The sequence below is a fragment of the Streptomyces sp. NPDC032745 genome (assembly GCF_055579465.1).
The window spans coordinates 656,524-672,103 of record NZ_JBVING010000003.1; the positions used below are offsets into that span (position 1 = coordinate 656,524).

The 15,580-nt window shown below is 70.0% G+C and carries 13 protein-coding genes and 5 tRNA genes; 10 read left to right on the top strand and 8 right to left on the bottom strand.

Going from position 1 to position 15,580, the window contains the following annotated elements; translation table 11 throughout:
- The first annotated feature begins 402 nt into the window (after positions 1–402).
- The gene (gene bldC / locus ACZ5WG_RS10935) at positions 403–609 is read left to right on the top strand and encodes a developmental transcriptional regulator BldC (RefSeq protein WP_003949541.1); all 207 of its coding nucleotides are present in this window, start codon (positions 403–405) and stop codon (positions 607–609) included.
- 549 nt (positions 610–1,158) lie between these two features.
- On the opposite strand, the gene ACZ5WG_RS10940 is transcribed toward bldC, so the two are convergent.
- Positions 1,159–1,232, bottom strand: a tRNA-Asp gene (locus ACZ5WG_RS10940).
- 69 nt (positions 1,233–1,301) lie between these two features.
- Positions 1,302–5,237, bottom strand: a complete 3,936-nt coding sequence (hrpA, locus tag ACZ5WG_RS10945) for an ATP-dependent RNA helicase HrpA (RefSeq protein WP_468722183.1) — start codon at positions 5,235–5,237, stop codon at positions 1,302–1,304.
- A gap of 118 nt (positions 5,238–5,355) precedes the next feature.
- Between hrpA and ACZ5WG_RS10950 the strand changes: the two genes are divergently transcribed.
- The 3 genes from ACZ5WG_RS10950 to ACZ5WG_RS10960 are packed head-to-tail and all read left to right on the top strand — an operon-like array spanning position 5,356 to position 7,466.
- Positions 5,356–5,760 carry a hypothetical protein gene (locus ACZ5WG_RS10950; RefSeq protein ID WP_468722185.1) on the top strand — a complete coding sequence of 135 codons (405 nt, stop codon included), beginning with the start codon at positions 5,356–5,358 and terminating at the stop codon, positions 5,758–5,760.
- 54 nt (positions 5,761–5,814) lie between these two features.
- On the top strand, positions 5,815–6,624 hold the full coding sequence (locus ACZ5WG_RS10955; protein WP_468722186.1) for a DsbA family protein: 810 nt from the start codon (positions 5,815–5,817) through the stop codon (positions 6,622–6,624).
- Positions 6,621–7,466 carry a cytochrome c biogenesis CcdA family protein gene (locus ACZ5WG_RS10960; protein WP_468722187.1) on the top strand — a complete coding sequence of 282 codons (846 nt, stop codon included), beginning with the start codon at positions 6,621–6,623 and terminating at the stop codon, positions 7,464–7,466. Before ACZ5WG_RS10955 ends, ACZ5WG_RS10960 begins: the two co-directional genes overlap by 4 nt.
- A 36-nt stretch (positions 7,467–7,502) precedes the next feature.
- Here the strand turns inward: ACZ5WG_RS10960 and ACZ5WG_RS10965 are convergent.
- The 3 genes from ACZ5WG_RS10965 to ACZ5WG_RS10975 all read right to left on the bottom strand — a co-directional run bounded on the left by ACZ5WG_RS10965 (position 7,503) and on the right by ACZ5WG_RS10975 (position 7,787).
- Positions 7,503–7,579, bottom strand: a tRNA-Phe gene (locus ACZ5WG_RS10965).
- Positions 7,580–7,601: 22 nt separating this feature from the next.
- Positions 7,602–7,675: transfer RNA gene (locus ACZ5WG_RS10970), tRNA-Asp, on the bottom strand.
- Positions 7,676–7,714: 39 nt separating this feature from the next.
- Positions 7,715–7,787 (bottom strand) — tRNA-Glu (locus tag ACZ5WG_RS10975).
- A 127-nt stretch (positions 7,788–7,914) separates the two neighbouring features.
- On the opposite strand from ACZ5WG_RS10975, the gene ACZ5WG_RS10980 reads away from it, so the two are divergent.
- The 6 genes from ACZ5WG_RS10980 (at position 7,915) to ACZ5WG_RS11005 (ending at position 12,715) form a co-directional block, all read left to right on the top strand.
- Positions 7,915–8,265, top strand: a complete 351-nt coding sequence (locus tag ACZ5WG_RS10980) for a metallopeptidase family protein (protein ID WP_030160118.1) — start codon at positions 7,915–7,917, stop codon at positions 8,263–8,265.
- Entirely contained in the window at positions 8,262–8,759 is a 498-nt protein-coding gene (locus ACZ5WG_RS10985) for a FluC/FEX family fluoride channel (RefSeq protein WP_468722189.1), read from the top strand. The genes ACZ5WG_RS10980 and ACZ5WG_RS10985 overlap by 4 nt, the downstream gene beginning before the upstream one ends.
- A complete protein-coding gene (crcB, locus tag ACZ5WG_RS10990) occupies positions 8,756–9,130 on the top strand; it encodes a fluoride efflux transporter CrcB (RefSeq protein ID WP_468722190.1) in 375 nt (124 codons plus the stop codon). The genes ACZ5WG_RS10985 and crcB overlap by 4 nt, the downstream gene beginning before the upstream one ends.
- Before the next feature lie 285 nt (positions 9,131–9,415).
- Entirely contained in the window at positions 9,416–9,928 is a 513-nt protein-coding gene (locus ACZ5WG_RS10995) for a hypothetical protein (protein WP_468722192.1), read from the top strand.
- A gap of 307 nt (positions 9,929–10,235) precedes the next feature.
- A complete protein-coding gene (locus ACZ5WG_RS11000) occupies positions 10,236–12,485 on the top strand; it encodes a DEAD/DEAH box helicase (RefSeq protein ID WP_468722194.1) in 2,250 nt (749 codons plus the stop codon).
- Positions 12,486–12,642: 157 nt separating this feature from the next.
- A tRNA-Lys gene (locus tag ACZ5WG_RS11005) sits at positions 12,643–12,715 on the top strand.
- Positions 12,716–13,321: 606 nt separating this feature from the next.
- Here ACZ5WG_RS11005 and ACZ5WG_RS11010 read toward each other — a convergent pair.
- The 3 genes from ACZ5WG_RS11010 to ACZ5WG_RS11020 all read right to left on the bottom strand — a co-directional run bounded on the left by ACZ5WG_RS11010 (position 13,322) and on the right by ACZ5WG_RS11020 (position 15,246).
- Positions 13,322–13,741 carry a hypothetical protein gene (locus ACZ5WG_RS11010; protein ID WP_468722196.1) on the bottom strand — a complete coding sequence of 140 codons (420 nt, stop codon included), beginning with the start codon at positions 13,739–13,741 and terminating at the stop codon, positions 13,322–13,324.
- Positions 13,742–14,155: 414 nt separating this feature from the next.
- Positions 14,156–14,800, bottom strand: coding sequence for a hypothetical protein (locus ACZ5WG_RS11015; protein ID WP_468722198.1), 645 nt, complete (start codon positions 14,798–14,800; stop codon positions 14,156–14,158).
- A 158-nt stretch (positions 14,801–14,958) separates the two neighbouring features.
- Entirely contained in the window at positions 14,959–15,246 is a 288-nt protein-coding gene (locus ACZ5WG_RS11020; protein WP_468722200.1) for a hypothetical protein, read from the bottom strand.
- Positions 15,247–15,580 lie beyond the last annotated feature (334 nt).

Sequence of the window (15,580 nt, forward strand, 5' to 3'; positions counted from 1 at the left end):
CCGCACTAACTACACCCTTGCGCCCTTCCCCTACCCTCGTGCCAAAATAGGACAAGGAGTCCGGGGAGGGTTCCTTCCGCCCAACTAAGGGCGGAATGCTCGGCATTGCACTCTACGGGGGGTCCTGACGACTCCTGATCGCTCTGTGACTGATCGTCACAGTGGGGTGACTGTCCGTTATGGGACGGTCCATCGGCTTCCGCCGCTGATGAACACCTCGGAGGGCAATTCCATCGGTTTGGCCGTCGAGGCTGGACGGATGGTGTAGTTGTAGTGCCGAGGACAAGCCGTTCGTCCTATAACCGACTCGGCCCGCGTATGTCCATTTCGGGCAACGCGGGCCAAGGTGCAGAATTTAGAGGAAAGAACCGAGATGGTTCGGTTCTCCCGAGGAGGCCGCTCATGACCGCTCGCACCCCTGATGCCGAGCCGCTGCTGACCCCGGCTGAGGTTGCCACGATGTTCCGCGTGGACCCGAAGACGGTCACCCGCTGGGCCAAGGCTGGCAAGCTCACGTCCATCCGCACCCTGGGTGGACACCGCCGATACCGCGAGGCCGAGGTTCGCGCACTGCTCGCGGGAATTCCGCAGCAGCGCAGCGAGGCCTGAGGTCGCGCAAGCACCCCTGCTTTACCGGGCTTGAATCGGGTCCCCCAATCCGATGAAACCCACATGGCTTCAAACGCTCGGACCTGCCCCAACAGGTTCCAGGCGTTCGATCGCGCTGGACTCCGCCGGGTCCAGCGCGATCTTTTTTATGCCCGGGGACAGGTGGGATCGGACTGGTGCGGGGCGCCGGCGGAGTAGGTGCCATTGCACATATTAAATCGAGCACGCGTATGGGTGCGATAAATGTACAAGTCCCAAAAACTCATGTGGTGACTCCCGTCACAGGCTGTAACTCTTGTACAACCCGCAATGCACCCGTAAGGGGACGTGCGCCGCAGAGCGCCTCATGCGAATGGGGGATTTTCGCGGCGGATGCCCCGGCGGGTCCGGGGTGAACTCCCCAGGAGCCTCCGACAGGCCCCTGGACGGCCGCTGGGGGCCCTCAAGGGAGCGCGGAGGGGCGGCGGGTGGGGCCGGAGGTTCGGGCCGGAGGATGCGGACAACGCAGCAGGGCCCGTATCCCTGGGGATACGGGCCCTGCTGTTGTTGCGAACCTGACGGGACTTGAACCCGCGACCTCCACCTTGACAGGGTGGCGAGCTAACCAACTGCTCCACAGGTCCTTGATTTGCGGCCGCTGGGCGGCTGCGAATCAGACTGTACCCCAGCTCAGGGGGTGCAGTCGAACCCGGTCAGCGGGCGGGGCCCGGGGCGGCCGCGTCCACCGCCTTCACGATCCGCTTGTCGGAGACCGGGTACGCCGTCCCGAGCGCGTGCGCGAAGTAGCTGACCCGGAGTTCCTCGATCATCCAGCGGATGTCGGTGACCGCGGAGGGCACCGGCCGGCCCTTCGGCAGCTGCTCCAGCAGCCACGCATACTCGTCCTGCATCTCGTGGACCTTCTCCATGCGCGTGGTGTCGCGCTGGGCGCCCGTCGGCATCTGCTGGAGCCGCCGGTCCACCGCCACCAGGTAGCGCATCAGGTCCGCAAGCCGCCGCAGGCCGGTGAGCGTCACGAAGCCCGCCGGCACGAGGGCCGCCAGCTGCGTCTTGACGTCCTGCACGTTCGCCACCAGGGCCAGGCTGTTCACTGCCTTCAGACGGCGCTCACAGGCCTGCCAGGCGGCCAGCACCTGCTGCACCTGGCCCACCGTCCGCACGGTCGTGTCCACCAGGTCGGCGCGTACGGCCTCGTAGAGTGCGCGGAAGCCCGCCTCGTCCCAGGCCGGACCGCCGTGGTCGGCGATCAGCTTGTCGGTCGCGGCGGTCGCACAGTCGTCGAACAGCGCCTGGATGGAACCGTGCGGATTGCGGGACAGGGCCAGCTTCTGCTGGTTGGTCAGGTGGTCCGAGGCGAACTTCGCCGGGTTCACCGGGATGTTCAGCAGGATGAGGCGCCGGGTGCCCAGCCACATCGCCTGCTGCTGCTCGGCCTCCGTGTCGAAGAGCCGTACGGACACGCTCGTGCCCTCGTCCACGAGCGCCGGGTACGCCTTCACCGGCTGGCCGGCCCGCCGGGTCTCGAAGACCTTGGTCAGCGTGCCGATCGTCCAGTCGGTCAGACCGGTGCGCTCCACCGACTCCCCGCCCGCCCGCTCGGCGGTGGCCGCGGCGGCCTTGGAGAGGGCCTGGCGGGCCTTCGGCTTGAGCTTCAGCCGCAGGGCCTCCAGGTCCTTGTCCTCGGCGAGGTTCTTGCGGCGCTCGTCGACGATCCGGAAGGTGATCTTCAGGTGGTCCGGGATCCGGGAGAGGTCGAAGTCCTCGGCGGAGACCGGGACCCCGACCATCCGCTGGAGCTCGCGCGCCAGGGTGACCGGCAGCGGCTCCTGCAGGGGTACGGCCGTGTCCAGGAAGCGGGTCGCGAAGTTCGGCGCGGGCACGTAGTGCCGGCGGATCGGCTTCGGGAGGGACCGGATCAGCTCGGTGACGACCTCGGCCCGCAGGCCCGGGATCTGCCAGTCGAAGCCCTCGCCGGTGACCTGGTTCAGCACCTGGAGCGGGATGTGGACGGTGACGCCGTCCGCGTCCGCGCCGGGCTCGAACTGGTAGGTCACCCGGAACTTGAGCTGCCCCTGCCGCCAGGAGTCCGGATAGTCGGCCTTGGTGACCCCGGCCGCCTTCTCCGTGAGCAGCATCTCGCGCTCGAAGTCGAGGAATTCGGGCTCCTCGCGCCGCTTGTGCTTCCACCAGGAGTCGAAGTGCGCCCCGGAGACCACGTGCTCGGGGATCCGCTGGTCGTAGAAGTCGAAGAGGGTCTCGTCGTCGACCACGATGTCGCGGCGCCGCGCCCGGTTCTCGAGCTCCTCGACCTCGGTGAGGAGCTTGCGGTTGTCGGCGTAGAACTTGTGGTGGGTCCGCCAGTCGCCCTCGACCAGCGCGTTGCGGATGAACAGCTCGCGCGAGACCTCCGCGTCGATCCGGCCGTAGTTGATCTTCCGCTGGGCGACGATCGGCACGCCGTACAGCGTCACCTTCTCGTACGCCATGACGGCCGCCTGGTCCTTCTCCCAGTGCGGCTCGCTGTAGGTGCGCTTGATCAGGTGCTGGGCCAGCGGCTCGACCCACTCGGGCTCCACCTTGGCGTTGACCCGGGCCCACAGCCGCGAGGTCTCCACCAGCTCGGCCGACATGAGGAACTTCGGCTGCTTCTTGAAGAGCGCCGAGCCCGGGAAGATCGCGAACTTGGCGGAGCGGGCGCCCAGGTACTCGTTCTTGTCGGTGTCCTTGAGGCCGATGTGCGAGAGCAGGCCGGCCAGCAGCGAGATGTGCACGCTCGTCTCGGGGGCGTCGGCCTCGTTGACGTGGATGCCCATGCCCTTGGCGACCGTACGCAGCTGCGAGTAGATGTCCTGCCACTCGCGGATCCGCAGGAAGTTCAGGTACTCCTGCTTGCACATCCGGCGGAACGAGGACGAGCCGCGCTCCTTCTGCTGCTCGCGGAGGTAGCGCCACATGTTCAGGAACGAGAGGAAGTCGCTCGTCTCGTCCTTGAAGCGGGCGTGGTTCTGGTCGGCCTGCGTCTGCTTGTCCGAGGGCCGCTCGCGCGGGTCCTGGATGGACAGGGCCGCCGCGATGACCATGACCTCGCGGACGCAGTTGTTCTTGTCGGCCTCGACGACCATGCGGGCCAGCCGCGGGTCCACGGGCAGCTGGGAGAGCTGGCGGCCCATCTGCGTGAGCCGCCTCGACGGATCCTTCTCGGACGGGTCCAGGGCGCCGAGCTCCTGGAGCAGCTGGACGCCGTCGCGGATGTTGCGGTGGTCCGGCGGGTCGATGAAGGGGAACTTCTCGATCTCGCCGAGGCCGGCCGCGGTCATCTGGAGGATGACGGAGGCCAGGTTCGTGCGCAGGATCTCGGCGTCCGTGAACTCGGGACGGGCGTTGAAGTCGCCCTCGGAGTAGAGCCGGATGCAGATGCCGTCGCTGGTACGGCCGCAGCGGCCCTTGCGCTGGTTGGCGCTGGCCTGGGAGATCCGCTCGATGGGCAGGCGCTGGACCTTGGTGCGGTGGCTGTAGCGGGAGATCCGGGCGTTGCCCGGGTCGATCACGTACTTGATGCCGGGGACGGTGAGGGAGGTCTCGGCGACGTTGGTGGCCAGGACGATCCTGCGGCCCGTGTGCTGCTGGAAGACACGGTGCTGCTCGGCGTGCGAGAGGCGGGCGTAGAGGGGGAGGACCTCGGTGAAGCGGAGGTTCCGCTTGTTCAGCGCGTCCGCCGTGTCGCGGATCTCGCGCTCGCCGGAGAGGAAGACCAGGATGTCGCCGGGGCCCTCGGACTGGAGCTCGTCGACGGCCTCGCAGATCGCGGTGATCTGGTCGCGGTCGCTGTCTTCGCTGTCCTCTTCGAGGAGCGGCCGGTAGCGCACCTCGACCGGGTACGTACGGCCGCTGACCTCGACGATCGGGGCCTCGCCGAAGTGCCGGGAGAAGCGCTCCGGGTCGATGGTCGCCGAAGTGATCACGACCTTGAGGTCGGGGCGCTTCGGCAGCAGCTGGGAGAGGTAGCCCAGCAGGAAGTCGATGTTGAGGGACCGTTCGTGCGCCTCGTCGATGATGATCGTGTCGTAGGCGCGCAGCTCGCGGTCCGTCTGGATCTCGGCGAGCAGGATGCCGTCCGTCATCAGCTTCACGAAGGTCGCGTCCTGGTCCACCTGGTCGGTGAAGCGGACCTTCCAGCCGACCGTCTGTCCGATCTCGGACTTCAGCTCCTCGGCGATGCGCTCCGCGACGGTGCGGGCGGCGATCCGGCGGGGCTGGGTGTGCCCGATCATGCCCCGGACGCCGCGGCCCAGCTCCATGCAGATCTTGGGGATCTGCGTGGTCTTGCCGGAACCGGTCTCACCGGCGACGATCACGACCTGGTGGTCGCGTATCGCCTCGGCGATCTCGTCCTTCTTCTGGCTGACGGGCAGGTTCTCGGGATACGTGACCTCCGGCATCCGCGAGGCACGGCCGGCCAGTCGCGCGGCGGCCTTCTCGGCCTCCGCGGCGATCTCGTCGAGCACGGCCTGCTTGGCCTCGGGCTTGCGGATGCGGCGGGCGCCTTCGAGGCGGCGGCCGAGGCGGTGCGCGTCACGGAGGGAGATCTCACCGAGAAGCGTCTGCAGGGCGGCGAAGGAAGTAGACATACCTGATCGAGGATCTCACCCGCAGGTGCCGGGTGGCGAACGCATTTGTGCCCCCTCCCCGTACCATTTCGGGACGAGATCGCCTGAACCGACCTGCCGACCGAATGAGAGGCCCGCCATGTCCCGCGTCCGTGGTGTGCGGTGGCTGCTCGCTGCCGTGATCGCGGTGCTGGTGGCGTGTGCGGTGCCCGCTGCGGCGCTTCCGGTTCCGGTTCCGGGCCCGGGTCCGGGTTCTGCTCCGGTTCCGGGCGCGGTGTCCGCTTCGGCGGCTGTGCCGGAGCATGCGGCGGCGTACGCCGTGGCCTCCGCCGGCCGGGGGCCCTCATGCGATCCCGGGACCCGGGACCACGGGCAGGCCCCGGGTGTACCGCCGCGGGGCGCCGGTGAGCATGCGCACGCGCCGGTGGGGCGGCCCGCGGTGGAACAGGCCTGGGCGGACCGGGCGCCGCCGGTGCGGGTGCTCGTACGGGGGCCGGACCAGCCGGCGCCGGGTCCGGTGGAGCTGTCCGTGATGCGGGTGTAGAGGACCGGCCCTCCCGCCGGTCCGATCCACCATCCGCTGCTCTGGAGCACCCGCATGTCCCCTTCTCCTTCCTCTTCCTCCTCCGCTTCCGCCCGCAAGCCGCTGCTGATCTCCGCCGGGGTCGCGCTCGCCGCGGTCACCCTCGGGCTCGTGTCCTGGCAGGCGACCGCGCCCGAGGATGCCCCGGCCCGGACCTCCTCCTCGGCGGCTGCGCCCCAGGGCTCCGACGCCCACGCCGAGCTGGCGAAGCTCGCCCGCCGCGAGTCGGGGGACAAGCTCGCCGCCGGCCGGGCCGACGCCCCCGTCGTGCTGATCGAGTACTCCGACTTCAAGTGCGGCTACTGCGGCAAGTTCGCCCGCGACACCGAACCCGCACTGGTGAAGAAGTACGTCGAGGACGGCACCCTGCGCATCGAGTGGCGCAACTTCCCGATCTTCGGCGCCGACTCCGAGGCCGCCGCCAAGGCCGCGTGGGCCGCCGGGCAGCAGGACCGGTTCGCGCAGTTCCATGCGGCCGCGTACGCAGACGGCGCCAAGGCGAAGGGCTTCGGCCAGGCGCGGCTGCTGGAGCTGGCCCGCGAGGCCGGGGTCCCGGACCTGGAGCGCTTCCAGCGGGACATGACCGGCGAGGCCGCCGCGGCCGCCCTGCAGAAGGACCAGGAGGAGGGCTACCGCATCGGCGTCAGCTCCACCCCGTCCTTCCTGGTCAACGGGCAGCCGATCGCGGGCGCCCAGCCGCTCGACGCCTTCGCCGCGGCGATCGCCAAGGCCAAGGCGCAGGCCAAGGCTCAGGCCGAGCCCCAGGCCGAGCCCCAGGCCGAGCCCCAGGCCGAGGCTCCGGCCGACGGCCGGGCCGCGCAGTGACCGGCGTCGGCGACATCGGGTACCTGGCCGCGCTGCTGGGCGGGCTGCTCGCGCTGCTCAGCCCGTGCAGCGCGCTGCTGCTGCCCGCCTTCTTCGCGTACTCGATCGACTCCGCCTCGCGGCTGCTGGCGCGGACCGGGATCTTCTACGCGGGCCTCGCGAGCACCCTCGTACCGCTGGGCGCGGCCGGCTCGTACGCCGGGCGGTTCTTCCACAGCAACCGCGACGGGCTGGTCCTGGCCGGCGGCTGGCTGATCATCGCGCTCGGGCTCGCGCAGATCCTCGGCCTGGGCTTCGCCTCGAAGCGGATCTCGGAGCTGTCCGGGCGGATCCGGCCGACCACCGCCCTGTCGGTATACGCGCTGGGTGCGGTCTACGGGCTGGCCGGGTTCTGCGCCGGCCCGATCCTGGGCAGCGTCCTGACGGTGGCGGCGGTCAGCGGCAGCCCGGTCTACGGAGGCCTGCTGCTGGCGGTGTACGCGTTGGGGATGGCCGTACCGCTGTTCCTGCTGGCGCTGCTCTGGGAGCGCTTCGACCTGGGCCGGCGGCGCTGGCTGCGCGGGCGCGCCGTCCGGGTGGGCCGCTTCGAACTGCACACCACCTCGCTGCTGTCCGGGCTGTTCTTCATCGCCCTCGGCGCGCTGTTCCTCGCGTACGACGGGGCGAGCGCGCTGCCGGGGCTGCTCGACGTGGACGACTCGTACGCGGTGGAGCAGCGGGTCCGTTCGCTTGCGGACGGGGTCCCGGACTGGGCGCTGCTCGGGCTGGTGGCGGCGGGCGCGGCGGCGGTCGGCGTGACGCAGTGGCGTCGTCGTACCGGCCCCGAGAGCGGGGCGGAGTAACGCAGAAGGCCCCGTCCGGTGGACGGGGCCTTCTTGTGGTGGCTGGGGCCGGGGTCGAACCGGCGACCTATCGCTTTTCAGGCGATCGCTCGTACCAACTGAGCTACCCAGCCACGAGACCGTTTCCGGCCTCAGCGATCCTGACGGGACTTGAACCCGCGACCTCCACCTTGACAGGGTGGCGAGCTAACCAACTGCTCCACAGGACCTTGCAGTGTGCGAGACCAAGTCTTGCACACGGTAATGCGTACCCCCAACGGGATTCGAACCCGTGCTACCGCCTTGAAAGGGCGGCGTCCTGGGCCACTAGACGATGAGGGCTAAAGGCCCGCCTGGGCGCTTTCCAGCGCGTCGGGGACGTGAGAAGCATATGGGATCCGGGGAGCTATCGCCAAAACGGTTTCTCCCCGCAGGCGGGAGGCGCCCCCGCGGGAGGGACAATGGCCCGGTGCTGGAGATGACGCGCGAGGAGTTCGAAGAGCTCGTCGCAGAGGCGCTGGACCGCATCCCGCCGGAGCTGACGCGGCTGATGGACAACGTGGCGGTGTTCGTCGAGGACGAACCGCCGGCGGATGATCCCGAGCTGCTCGGGCTGTACGAGGGGACCCCGCTGACGGACCGCGGCGAGTGGTACGCCGGGGTGCTCCCGGACCGGATCACGATCTACCGGAACCCCACGTTGCGGATGTGCGAGGACCGGGAGAGCGTGATCGCGGAGACGGAGGTCACCGTGGTGCACGAGATCGCCCATCACTTCGGGATCGACGACGAGCGGCTGCACGCGCTGGGCTACGGGTGACCGGCCCGCAGCAGGGCGGCGGCGGCCCCGCCGAGGCGATCGACCCGGACGTCGACCTCCATGTGCCGGGGCAGCGCGCCGAACGGCCCGGCCCGGTGCTCGCCGCGATCGCCGCGGGCGGCGCGCTCGGGTCCTCGGCGCGGTACGGGACGGCGCTGCTGTGGCCGGCCGGGCCGGGGGGTTTCCCGTGGGCGACGTTCTGGACCAACGCGATCGGCTGCGCGCTGATCGGGGTGCTGATGGTGCTGATCAGCGAGGGCGGCCGGTCGGCGCTGCATCCGCTGGTCCGGCCGTTCTTGGGGGTCGGCGTGCTCGGCGGGTTCACCACCTTCTCCACGTACGCGGTGGACTTCTCGCGGCTGCTGGAGGAGGGGGAGCCCGGGACCGCACTGGCGTACGCCGGGCTCACGGTGGTCGCGGCGCTGGGCGCGGTGTGGGCGGCGGCCTCGGCGACCCGTTTCGCGGCCCGCCTCGCGCTGCGGGGGCGGGCGTGAACTGGCTGCTGGTGGTGGCGGGTGCGGTCGTAGGGGCTCCGCTGCGCTATCTGACGGACCGTGCGGTGCAGGCGCGGCACGACTCGGTGTTCCCGTGGGGGACGTTCGTGGTGAACACGGCCGCCTGCCTGGTGCTCGGGCTGCTGACGGGGGCGGCGCTGGCCGGTGCGGCCTCGGCGCGGCTGAACCTGCTGCTGGGGACCGGGCTGTGCGGGGCGCTGAGCACGTACTCGACGTTCTCGTACGAGACGCTGAGGCTGTACGAGCGCGGCTGGCGGTTCCTGGCGGCGGCGAACGTGGCGGCCTCGGTGCTGGCGGGGCTGGGCGCGGTGACGCTGGGGTCGCAGGTGGCACGGCAGTTGTTCGCCTGAGCCGGCCGGTCCTGACCGCGGCGGGCGTGCGGGACGCGTCGGATGTGCCGGACGTGCCGGACGTGCCGGACGTGCCGGACGTGCCGGACGTGCCGGATGTGCCGGACGTGCCGGACGTGGCCGGATCCGCCGGTGCGCGCCGGCGGGGCGGCGGATTGCGGACAGGCGGTGTCCCCAAGGGCGTGTCTCTTACGGGGCAAAGGGAGTTGGGCACATTGACCCGCTCACCGCGGACCCTGACCGCCCTCCCCCGGCCACTGCCGGGGGACCCCCAGGAGGTGCCCCGTGCGCCAGTTGTCCGCTTCCCTCCGACTGGCCGTCTCCGCGCTCGCGGTCGCGGCCACGGCGGGCTGCATGAGCGTCGGCGAGGACGGCGCGAAGCCCGGGCCCTCCTCCTCGGCGGACCGCAAGGCGGCCGCAGAGGCGGCCCGGGGTTCCATTTCCGGCAAGGGGTCGGGGGTCCACGGCAGCGGCCGCGGCTCGAAACCCGGCGCGGCGGGCGAGGAGGGCAAGGCGGCCGAGGACGGCAAGGCGTCCGGAGCCACCGGGGCCTCCCCCAGCCCGGGTGCGCCCGCCGGCCGGCCCGGAGCCCCGTCGCCGTCGGCGGGTCCGGGCGGGGGCGCCGGCGGCCAGGGTCCGCAGCAGCCCACCTCGGGCGGATCCGGAAGCAATGGTTCCGGTGGGACGCAGGTCACACCTCCCGTCCACTCGCCGAGCCCGGAGCCGCCCGTGACTTCGCCCACTCCGCCCGCCCCGACGCCGCCCGCGCCGGAGCCCAGCGCCTCGCCCTCCGCGTAGCCGTGGGGCGGTCCCGGGGGCGGTCGCGGGCGGGTGCCGGCTTCCCGGATCGGCGGGATCGTCGCAGGTCAGGGGGGATCGGGCCGGAACGATTTGCCAGACCCGGGGGAGGGTGCGTATGGTTATAGATCGTTTGATCCCATTGCCCGGCGCCGAATCCGAAGAGCGCCGTGTGGCGCGTACTCTCCCTAGCCGTGGCTGACCGCATTGAGGCGGTCGATTTGCGATTCACGGAGTTTGGGCGCGTGCCGAGACTCCGGAAGGTTTCGCATTTCGCATGTCCATTTCCAGTTCTGACCGTGCCGTCATGCCCGAGAACGACTCGAACGAGATCGTCGACGCCGTCGAGGCCCTTGTGGTCACCGAGGCGATCGAGGCCGCTGAGGCGGACGAGATCATCGAGGCCCTCGAGGCCGACGTGACGACCGACCAGTCCATCGACGCCGAGGCGGACGACGCCGACGCCGAGCCCACGATCACCTTCGGCGACCTCGGTCTGCCCGAGGGCGTCGTGCGCAAGCTCGCGCAGAACGGTGTCACCTCTCCCTTCCCGATCCAGGCCGCGACCATCCCGGACGCCCTGGCCGGCAAGGACATCCTCGGCCGCGGCCGCACCGGCTCCGGCAAGACCCTCTCCTTCGGTCTGCCCACCCTGGCCCGCCTGGCCGGTGGCCACACCGAGAAGAAGAAGCCCCGCGCGATCATCCTCACGCCGACGCGTGAGCTCGCGATGCAGGTCGCGGACGCCCTCCAGCCGTACGGCGACGTGCTCGGCCTGAAGATGAAGGTCGTCTGCGGCGGTACCTCCATGGGCAACCAGATCTACGCCCTCGAGCGCGGTGTCGACGTCCTGGTCGCCACCCCGGGCCGTCTGCGCGACATCATCAACCGCGGCGCCTGCTCCCTGGAGAACGTCGAGGTGGCCGTCCTCGACGAGGCCGACCAGATGGCCGACCTGGGCTTCCTGCCCGAGGTCACCGAGCTGCTCGACCAGATCCCCGGCGGCGGCCAGCGCATGCTCTTCTCCGCCACCATGGAGAACGAGATCGGCACCCTGGTCAAGCGCTACCTGTCCAACCCCGTCACGCACGAGGTCGACAGCGCGCAGGGCAACGTCACGACCATGACGCACCACGTCCTCGTCGTGAAGCCGAAGGACAAGGCGCCGGTCACGGCCGCCATCGCCGCCCGCAAGGGCCGCACCATCATCTTCGTCCGCACCCAGCTGGGCGCCGACCGCATCGCCGAGCAGCTCGTCGAGGCCGGTGTGAAGGCCGACGCGCTGCACGGCGGCATGACGCAGGGTGCCCGTACCCGCGTCCTCGCGGACTTCAAGGACGGCTACGTCAACGCGCTCGTCGCGACCGACGTCGCCGCCCGCGGTATCCACGTCGACGGCATCGACCTGGTCCTGAACGTGGACCCGGCGGGCGACCACAAGGACTACCTGCACCGCTCGGGCCGTACCGCCCGTGCCGGCAAGTCCGGTGTCGTGGTCTCGCTGGCGCTTCCGCACCAGCGCCGCCAGATCTTCCGCCTGATGGAGGACGCGGGCGTCGACGCCTCGCGCCACATCGTCCAGGGCGCCGGCGCGTTCGACCCGGAGGTCGCCGAGATCACCGGTGCGCGTTCGCTGACCGAGGTCCAGGCCGACTCTGCGAACAACGCCGCCAAGCAGGCCGAGCGCGAGGTCGCCGACCTCACCAAGCAGCTCGAGCGCCTGACGCGCCGTGCCGGCGAGCTGCGCGAGGAGGCCGACCGCCTGGTCGCCCGCTCCGCGCGTGAGCGCGGCGAGGACCCGGAGGCCGCTGTCGCCGAGGTGGCCGAGGCCGCCGAGGCCGAGGTCGCGGCCGCCGTCGCGGCCACGCCGGCCGCCGAGGAGCGCCCGGCCTTCCAGGCCCGCGACGACCGCGGCAACTACGAGCGCCGCGACAACCGTCGTGACGACCGTGGTGGCGACCGCGGCGGTGACCGTGGCGGCTTCCGCCGCGACGACCGTCCCTCCGGTGGCTTCCGCTCCGGTGGCGACCGTCGTGACGACAACCGTGGTGGCGGCTTCCGCCGCGACGACCGTCCGTCGGGTGGTTTCAACCGTGACGACCGTGGTGGCGACCGTGGCGGCTTCCGCCGCGACGACCGTCCGTCCGGTGGCTTCCGCTCCGGTGGCGACCGTCGTGACGACAACCGTGGTGGCGGCTTCCGCCGCGACGACCGCCCGTCCGGTGGTTTCAACCGTGACGACCGTGGCGGTGACCGTGGCGGCTTCCGCCGCGACGACCGTCCCTCCGGTGGCTTCCGCTCCGGCGGCAGCGACCGTCCGTCCGGCGGCTTCCGCCGCGACGACCGCCCGTCCGGTGGTTTCAACCGTGACGACCGTGGTGGCGACCGTGGCGGCTTCCGCCGCGACGACCGTCCCTCCGGTGGCTTCCGCTCCGGCGGCAGCGACCGTCCGTCCGGCGGCTTCCGTCGCGACGACCACCGCCCCTCCGGCTCCGGCTCGACCGGCTCCTTCGGCGGCCGCCGCGACGACAAGCCCCGCTGGAAGCGCAACGGCTGACATCGGCCCCCGGCTCTGAGCTGACGGCCTGACAGGGCCCCCACGACACCGTCGTGGGGGCCCTGTTCTGCGTTTTGTGAGCCGCGCCGGGCCCGGTCAGCCGATACTCGATCGGCTGACCGTTGGTCTGCGGCTATGCTCTGGGGTGAGCACGTGAGGGCCATTAGCTCAATTGGCAGAGCAGCGGACTTTTAATCCGTTGGTTGTCGGTTCGAGTCCGACATGGCCTACCGCTCCGAGGCCAGGGGGAACACCCTCTGACCTGCCACTGAGCGCCCCTCCGGTTTCGGCCGGGCGGGGCGCTCAGTCGTTTGACCTCCCGCCCATGACCGCACCCGCTGCCCCGTCACACCCCGGCCAGGCTCCAGCCCGTCCGAGGGCCGCACTCACGGACGCCCACAGCCCGCCTGCCGGGTCCGGCCCGCCCCGGCCCGCCCCGGCCGCCACGGGGCCCACCTGTACGGCCAGGTGGTCATGTGCGCCGTACGCGGGGAACTCGCCGCACCAGTTGCGGGTGACGAAGACGGTGGGCGGGTAGTCGGCTGCCGTACCCGCCGATGGGCACGCCATGGCTCCCTCGTCCGCGCACACGGTGGCGCACACGGCCGACCCGGCCGGACGGTGTCGACCACGGTTTCCCAGGTCTCCGGCTTCGCCGCCGGTGAGTCGACGGTGCAGCGCGAACCGAGGTGCAGGCGCGCGTCGTTGGCGTCATTCTCCGGGGGCGACGTACGAGGCCAAACGCAGAGCGTGGTGAACTCGCCCACCCAGGAGCTCCTGCGTCACCGCTGTGCCACCCGCGGTCGCGACCGGCGCGGGCGGCACAGCGGTGGCGTTCACGCCCCGAGGAAGTCGCGGATTCCGGCCAGCGGGTCGCGACCGTGCTCGTCGGCGTACTCGTGGCGGCGCGAGTCGGCCTTTTGGGGATTCGCCAGGCAGCAGTAGTCCCAGAAGTCGACCAGCACGCGGAACGCGTCGTCGAGGGTGTATTCACCCTGAACGTGCTCGACGAAATAGTTCTCCACCCTGACGCCCTGCGGGCTGATGGTGACGGTGTGCGCGTTCCCGTCCAGATCCTCCGGCGCGAAGCCAGGGTCGGCCTTGGCCTCGGCCACCAGGTCGATCGCCTCCAGGACGGACAGCGGCGAGAGCTGGATGTCGGCCGTCACCCACTCTCCCAGGAACATCAGCTCGTCAGGCCCGGAGAAGCCCGGCACCCCGAAGGTGTTCTCGACGTAGTACTTGGTGCGGATCACTGCCCTGTTCTCCTTCTTGCCTACTTCGGCATGAGCGGGTAAATCGTCTTCGCATCACCGGTGATCGAGTCGAAAAGCCACCAGGACCCGCCCCGGAGCCGCCGGAGTGGTGCTCTCGGAGCCGCTGTCACCGGCGTGCCCGGGCTGGTGGCTCCCGCCACCGGTAGTGCCACGGCCGCCGCCCGTGGTGGGGCCATCGCCGTGGCCTGCGTGCGGGGTGCTGTCCAGGTTGTTCGTGGGTGTGTGGTCGCCCGCTCGGCCGCCCGGGTCAGGTCCGGGCGGCCCAGCGGGGTGTGGTCGGCGGCGCGGAGCGGGCCGGAGATGTCCGAGCCGACCGGGGTCAAGTCGCGGCCGCCTCGGGGTCGCCGACACTGGTCAGATCGCCTTCCGGGGCCTTGATCGCAGCCGGGGTATCTACCCGAATACCGCATCGGTGAGGTCAGGTCCCCGTCCGTCGATGACGTCGGGAGCCTTCAGCCCGTGACCCTCTGCTCGACCGTAGTACGTCGGCTCGCCGGGCTCCGCCTCGACTCCGAGCACTTGATCGAGCTCCTGCAGGGCTGACGCGAGCCGCGGCGCGTTGCCGGCATGGATGGCCGGGTGTGGCTCGCCCCGGAAATCACACAGACCCCATACGTCGTGGTACACGGACAGTTCGGCCCAAGGACCGATCTCGTCGGGTGACACCATGAGTTCGACCAGACGGTACTCCTTGTGGCGCGTTCCGCTCGCGTCGAACCACGCGCCGGATCCCAGTATCAGGATTCCGCCCATCTGCGCCTGCGGATGACCGGTCGGCCGACAGGCGCGGAGGTCATCGGGCAGTGCCGGATCGTCGAGCGAACGCCTGACGAGGTCCAGGCGGCTATGGATACCGAGGCCGCCCTTTCCGACCTGGAACCAGTTCCACTCAAGCGTGTCCGGCTCCAGCAGAGCGTGCTTCTGGAGCACCGCACCCATGCGCCCCGCGGTCCTGAGCGCGGACTCCAGACCGGGCTCCACCACGTCGTCCAGGTCCCAGAACCACGAGCCGCACTCTCTCGGCGCGCGCATCAGCATGGCCTCGAACTTCCTTATCGCTTGGCGGCATTGGGTGTCGTTCCCCCAGCCGTTCCCCTCAACAACCGCCCTGATGCCGTCGATCGCTGCCTGGATGCGCTACGCGCATCAAGAAACGTCGGGATCTCGCCCACCCGCTGGAGCGTCAAGACCCTCTTCTATTCCGGCGGCGCGGGCTGGGTGGGAGCATCTTCGAACAGGTACGAATACATGTCCCTGAGATATTGACGGAGGGAATCGCTATCCGGGAATTCAATGTTCGTCAGGTGTTCGTATTCCGCTGGGCCAAAATCAGGATCCTGGAGAATTTTATTGAAACCGTCACGGATCACCTGCACGTACGACTCGTTGAATGCCATCAGGGTAGGTCGCAGGTAGCCGCTCGTGTCGTATGCCTGCTCGGTATCGAGGTACGTATTGAGGAATCCCACAGACTTCTTGTCCATTGGATACTCTCTAGGGGTGCCGGCCGGGTACGGGGTTGGCGAACATGGTGTGCAGTTCCCATTTCCCGTCATGAAGCTTGTATGCCGGCTTGATTGTATCGCTAGTGAAATCAACCGACTTGAACGTATTGGGATCGGTAGGGTCGCGATAGTAGCCGCTGAACCTTCCCTCTGTGCTGGCCCCGAGAACCTGTGCGATGGAAGTTTCGAGAGGTGCCCCTCAGGCCGGCCATCACGTCGCCGATCTTCGACACACCGGTGCCTGCGCCCTTGAAGACGTAGATCATCGTCCGGCAGGGCGTCCGGCTGATGGCCGCACTCGGCCTCGATCGGA

What these genes read in the sequence shown, in the direction of transcription:
- bldC (WP_003949541.1), top strand. Translation starts at nt 403, where the DNA reads ATGACCGCTCGCACCCCTGATGCCGAGCCGCTGCTGACCCCGGCTGAG.
- hrpA (WP_468722183.1), bottom strand. Translation starts at nt 5,237, where the DNA reads ATGTCTACTTCCTTCGCCGCCCTGCAGACGCTTCTCGGTGAGATCTCC.
- ACZ5WG_RS10950 (WP_468722185.1), top strand. Translation starts at nt 5,356, where the DNA reads ATGTCCCGCGTCCGTGGTGTGCGGTGGCTGCTCGCTGCCGTGATCGCG.
- ACZ5WG_RS10955 (WP_468722186.1), top strand. Translation starts at nt 5,815, where the DNA reads ATGTCCCCTTCTCCTTCCTCTTCCTCCTCCGCTTCCGCCCGCAAGCCG.
- ACZ5WG_RS11000 (WP_468722194.1), top strand. Translation starts at nt 10,236, where the DNA reads ATGCCCGAGAACGACTCGAACGAGATCGTCGACGCCGTCGAGGCCCTT.
- ACZ5WG_RS11015 (WP_468722198.1), bottom strand. Translation starts at nt 14,800, where the DNA reads ATGCTGATGCGCGCGCCGAGAGAGTGCGGCTCGTGGTTCTGGGACCTG.
- ACZ5WG_RS11020 (WP_468722200.1), bottom strand. Translation starts at nt 15,246, where the DNA reads ATGGACAAGAAGTCTGTGGGATTCCTCAATACGTACCTCGATACCGAG.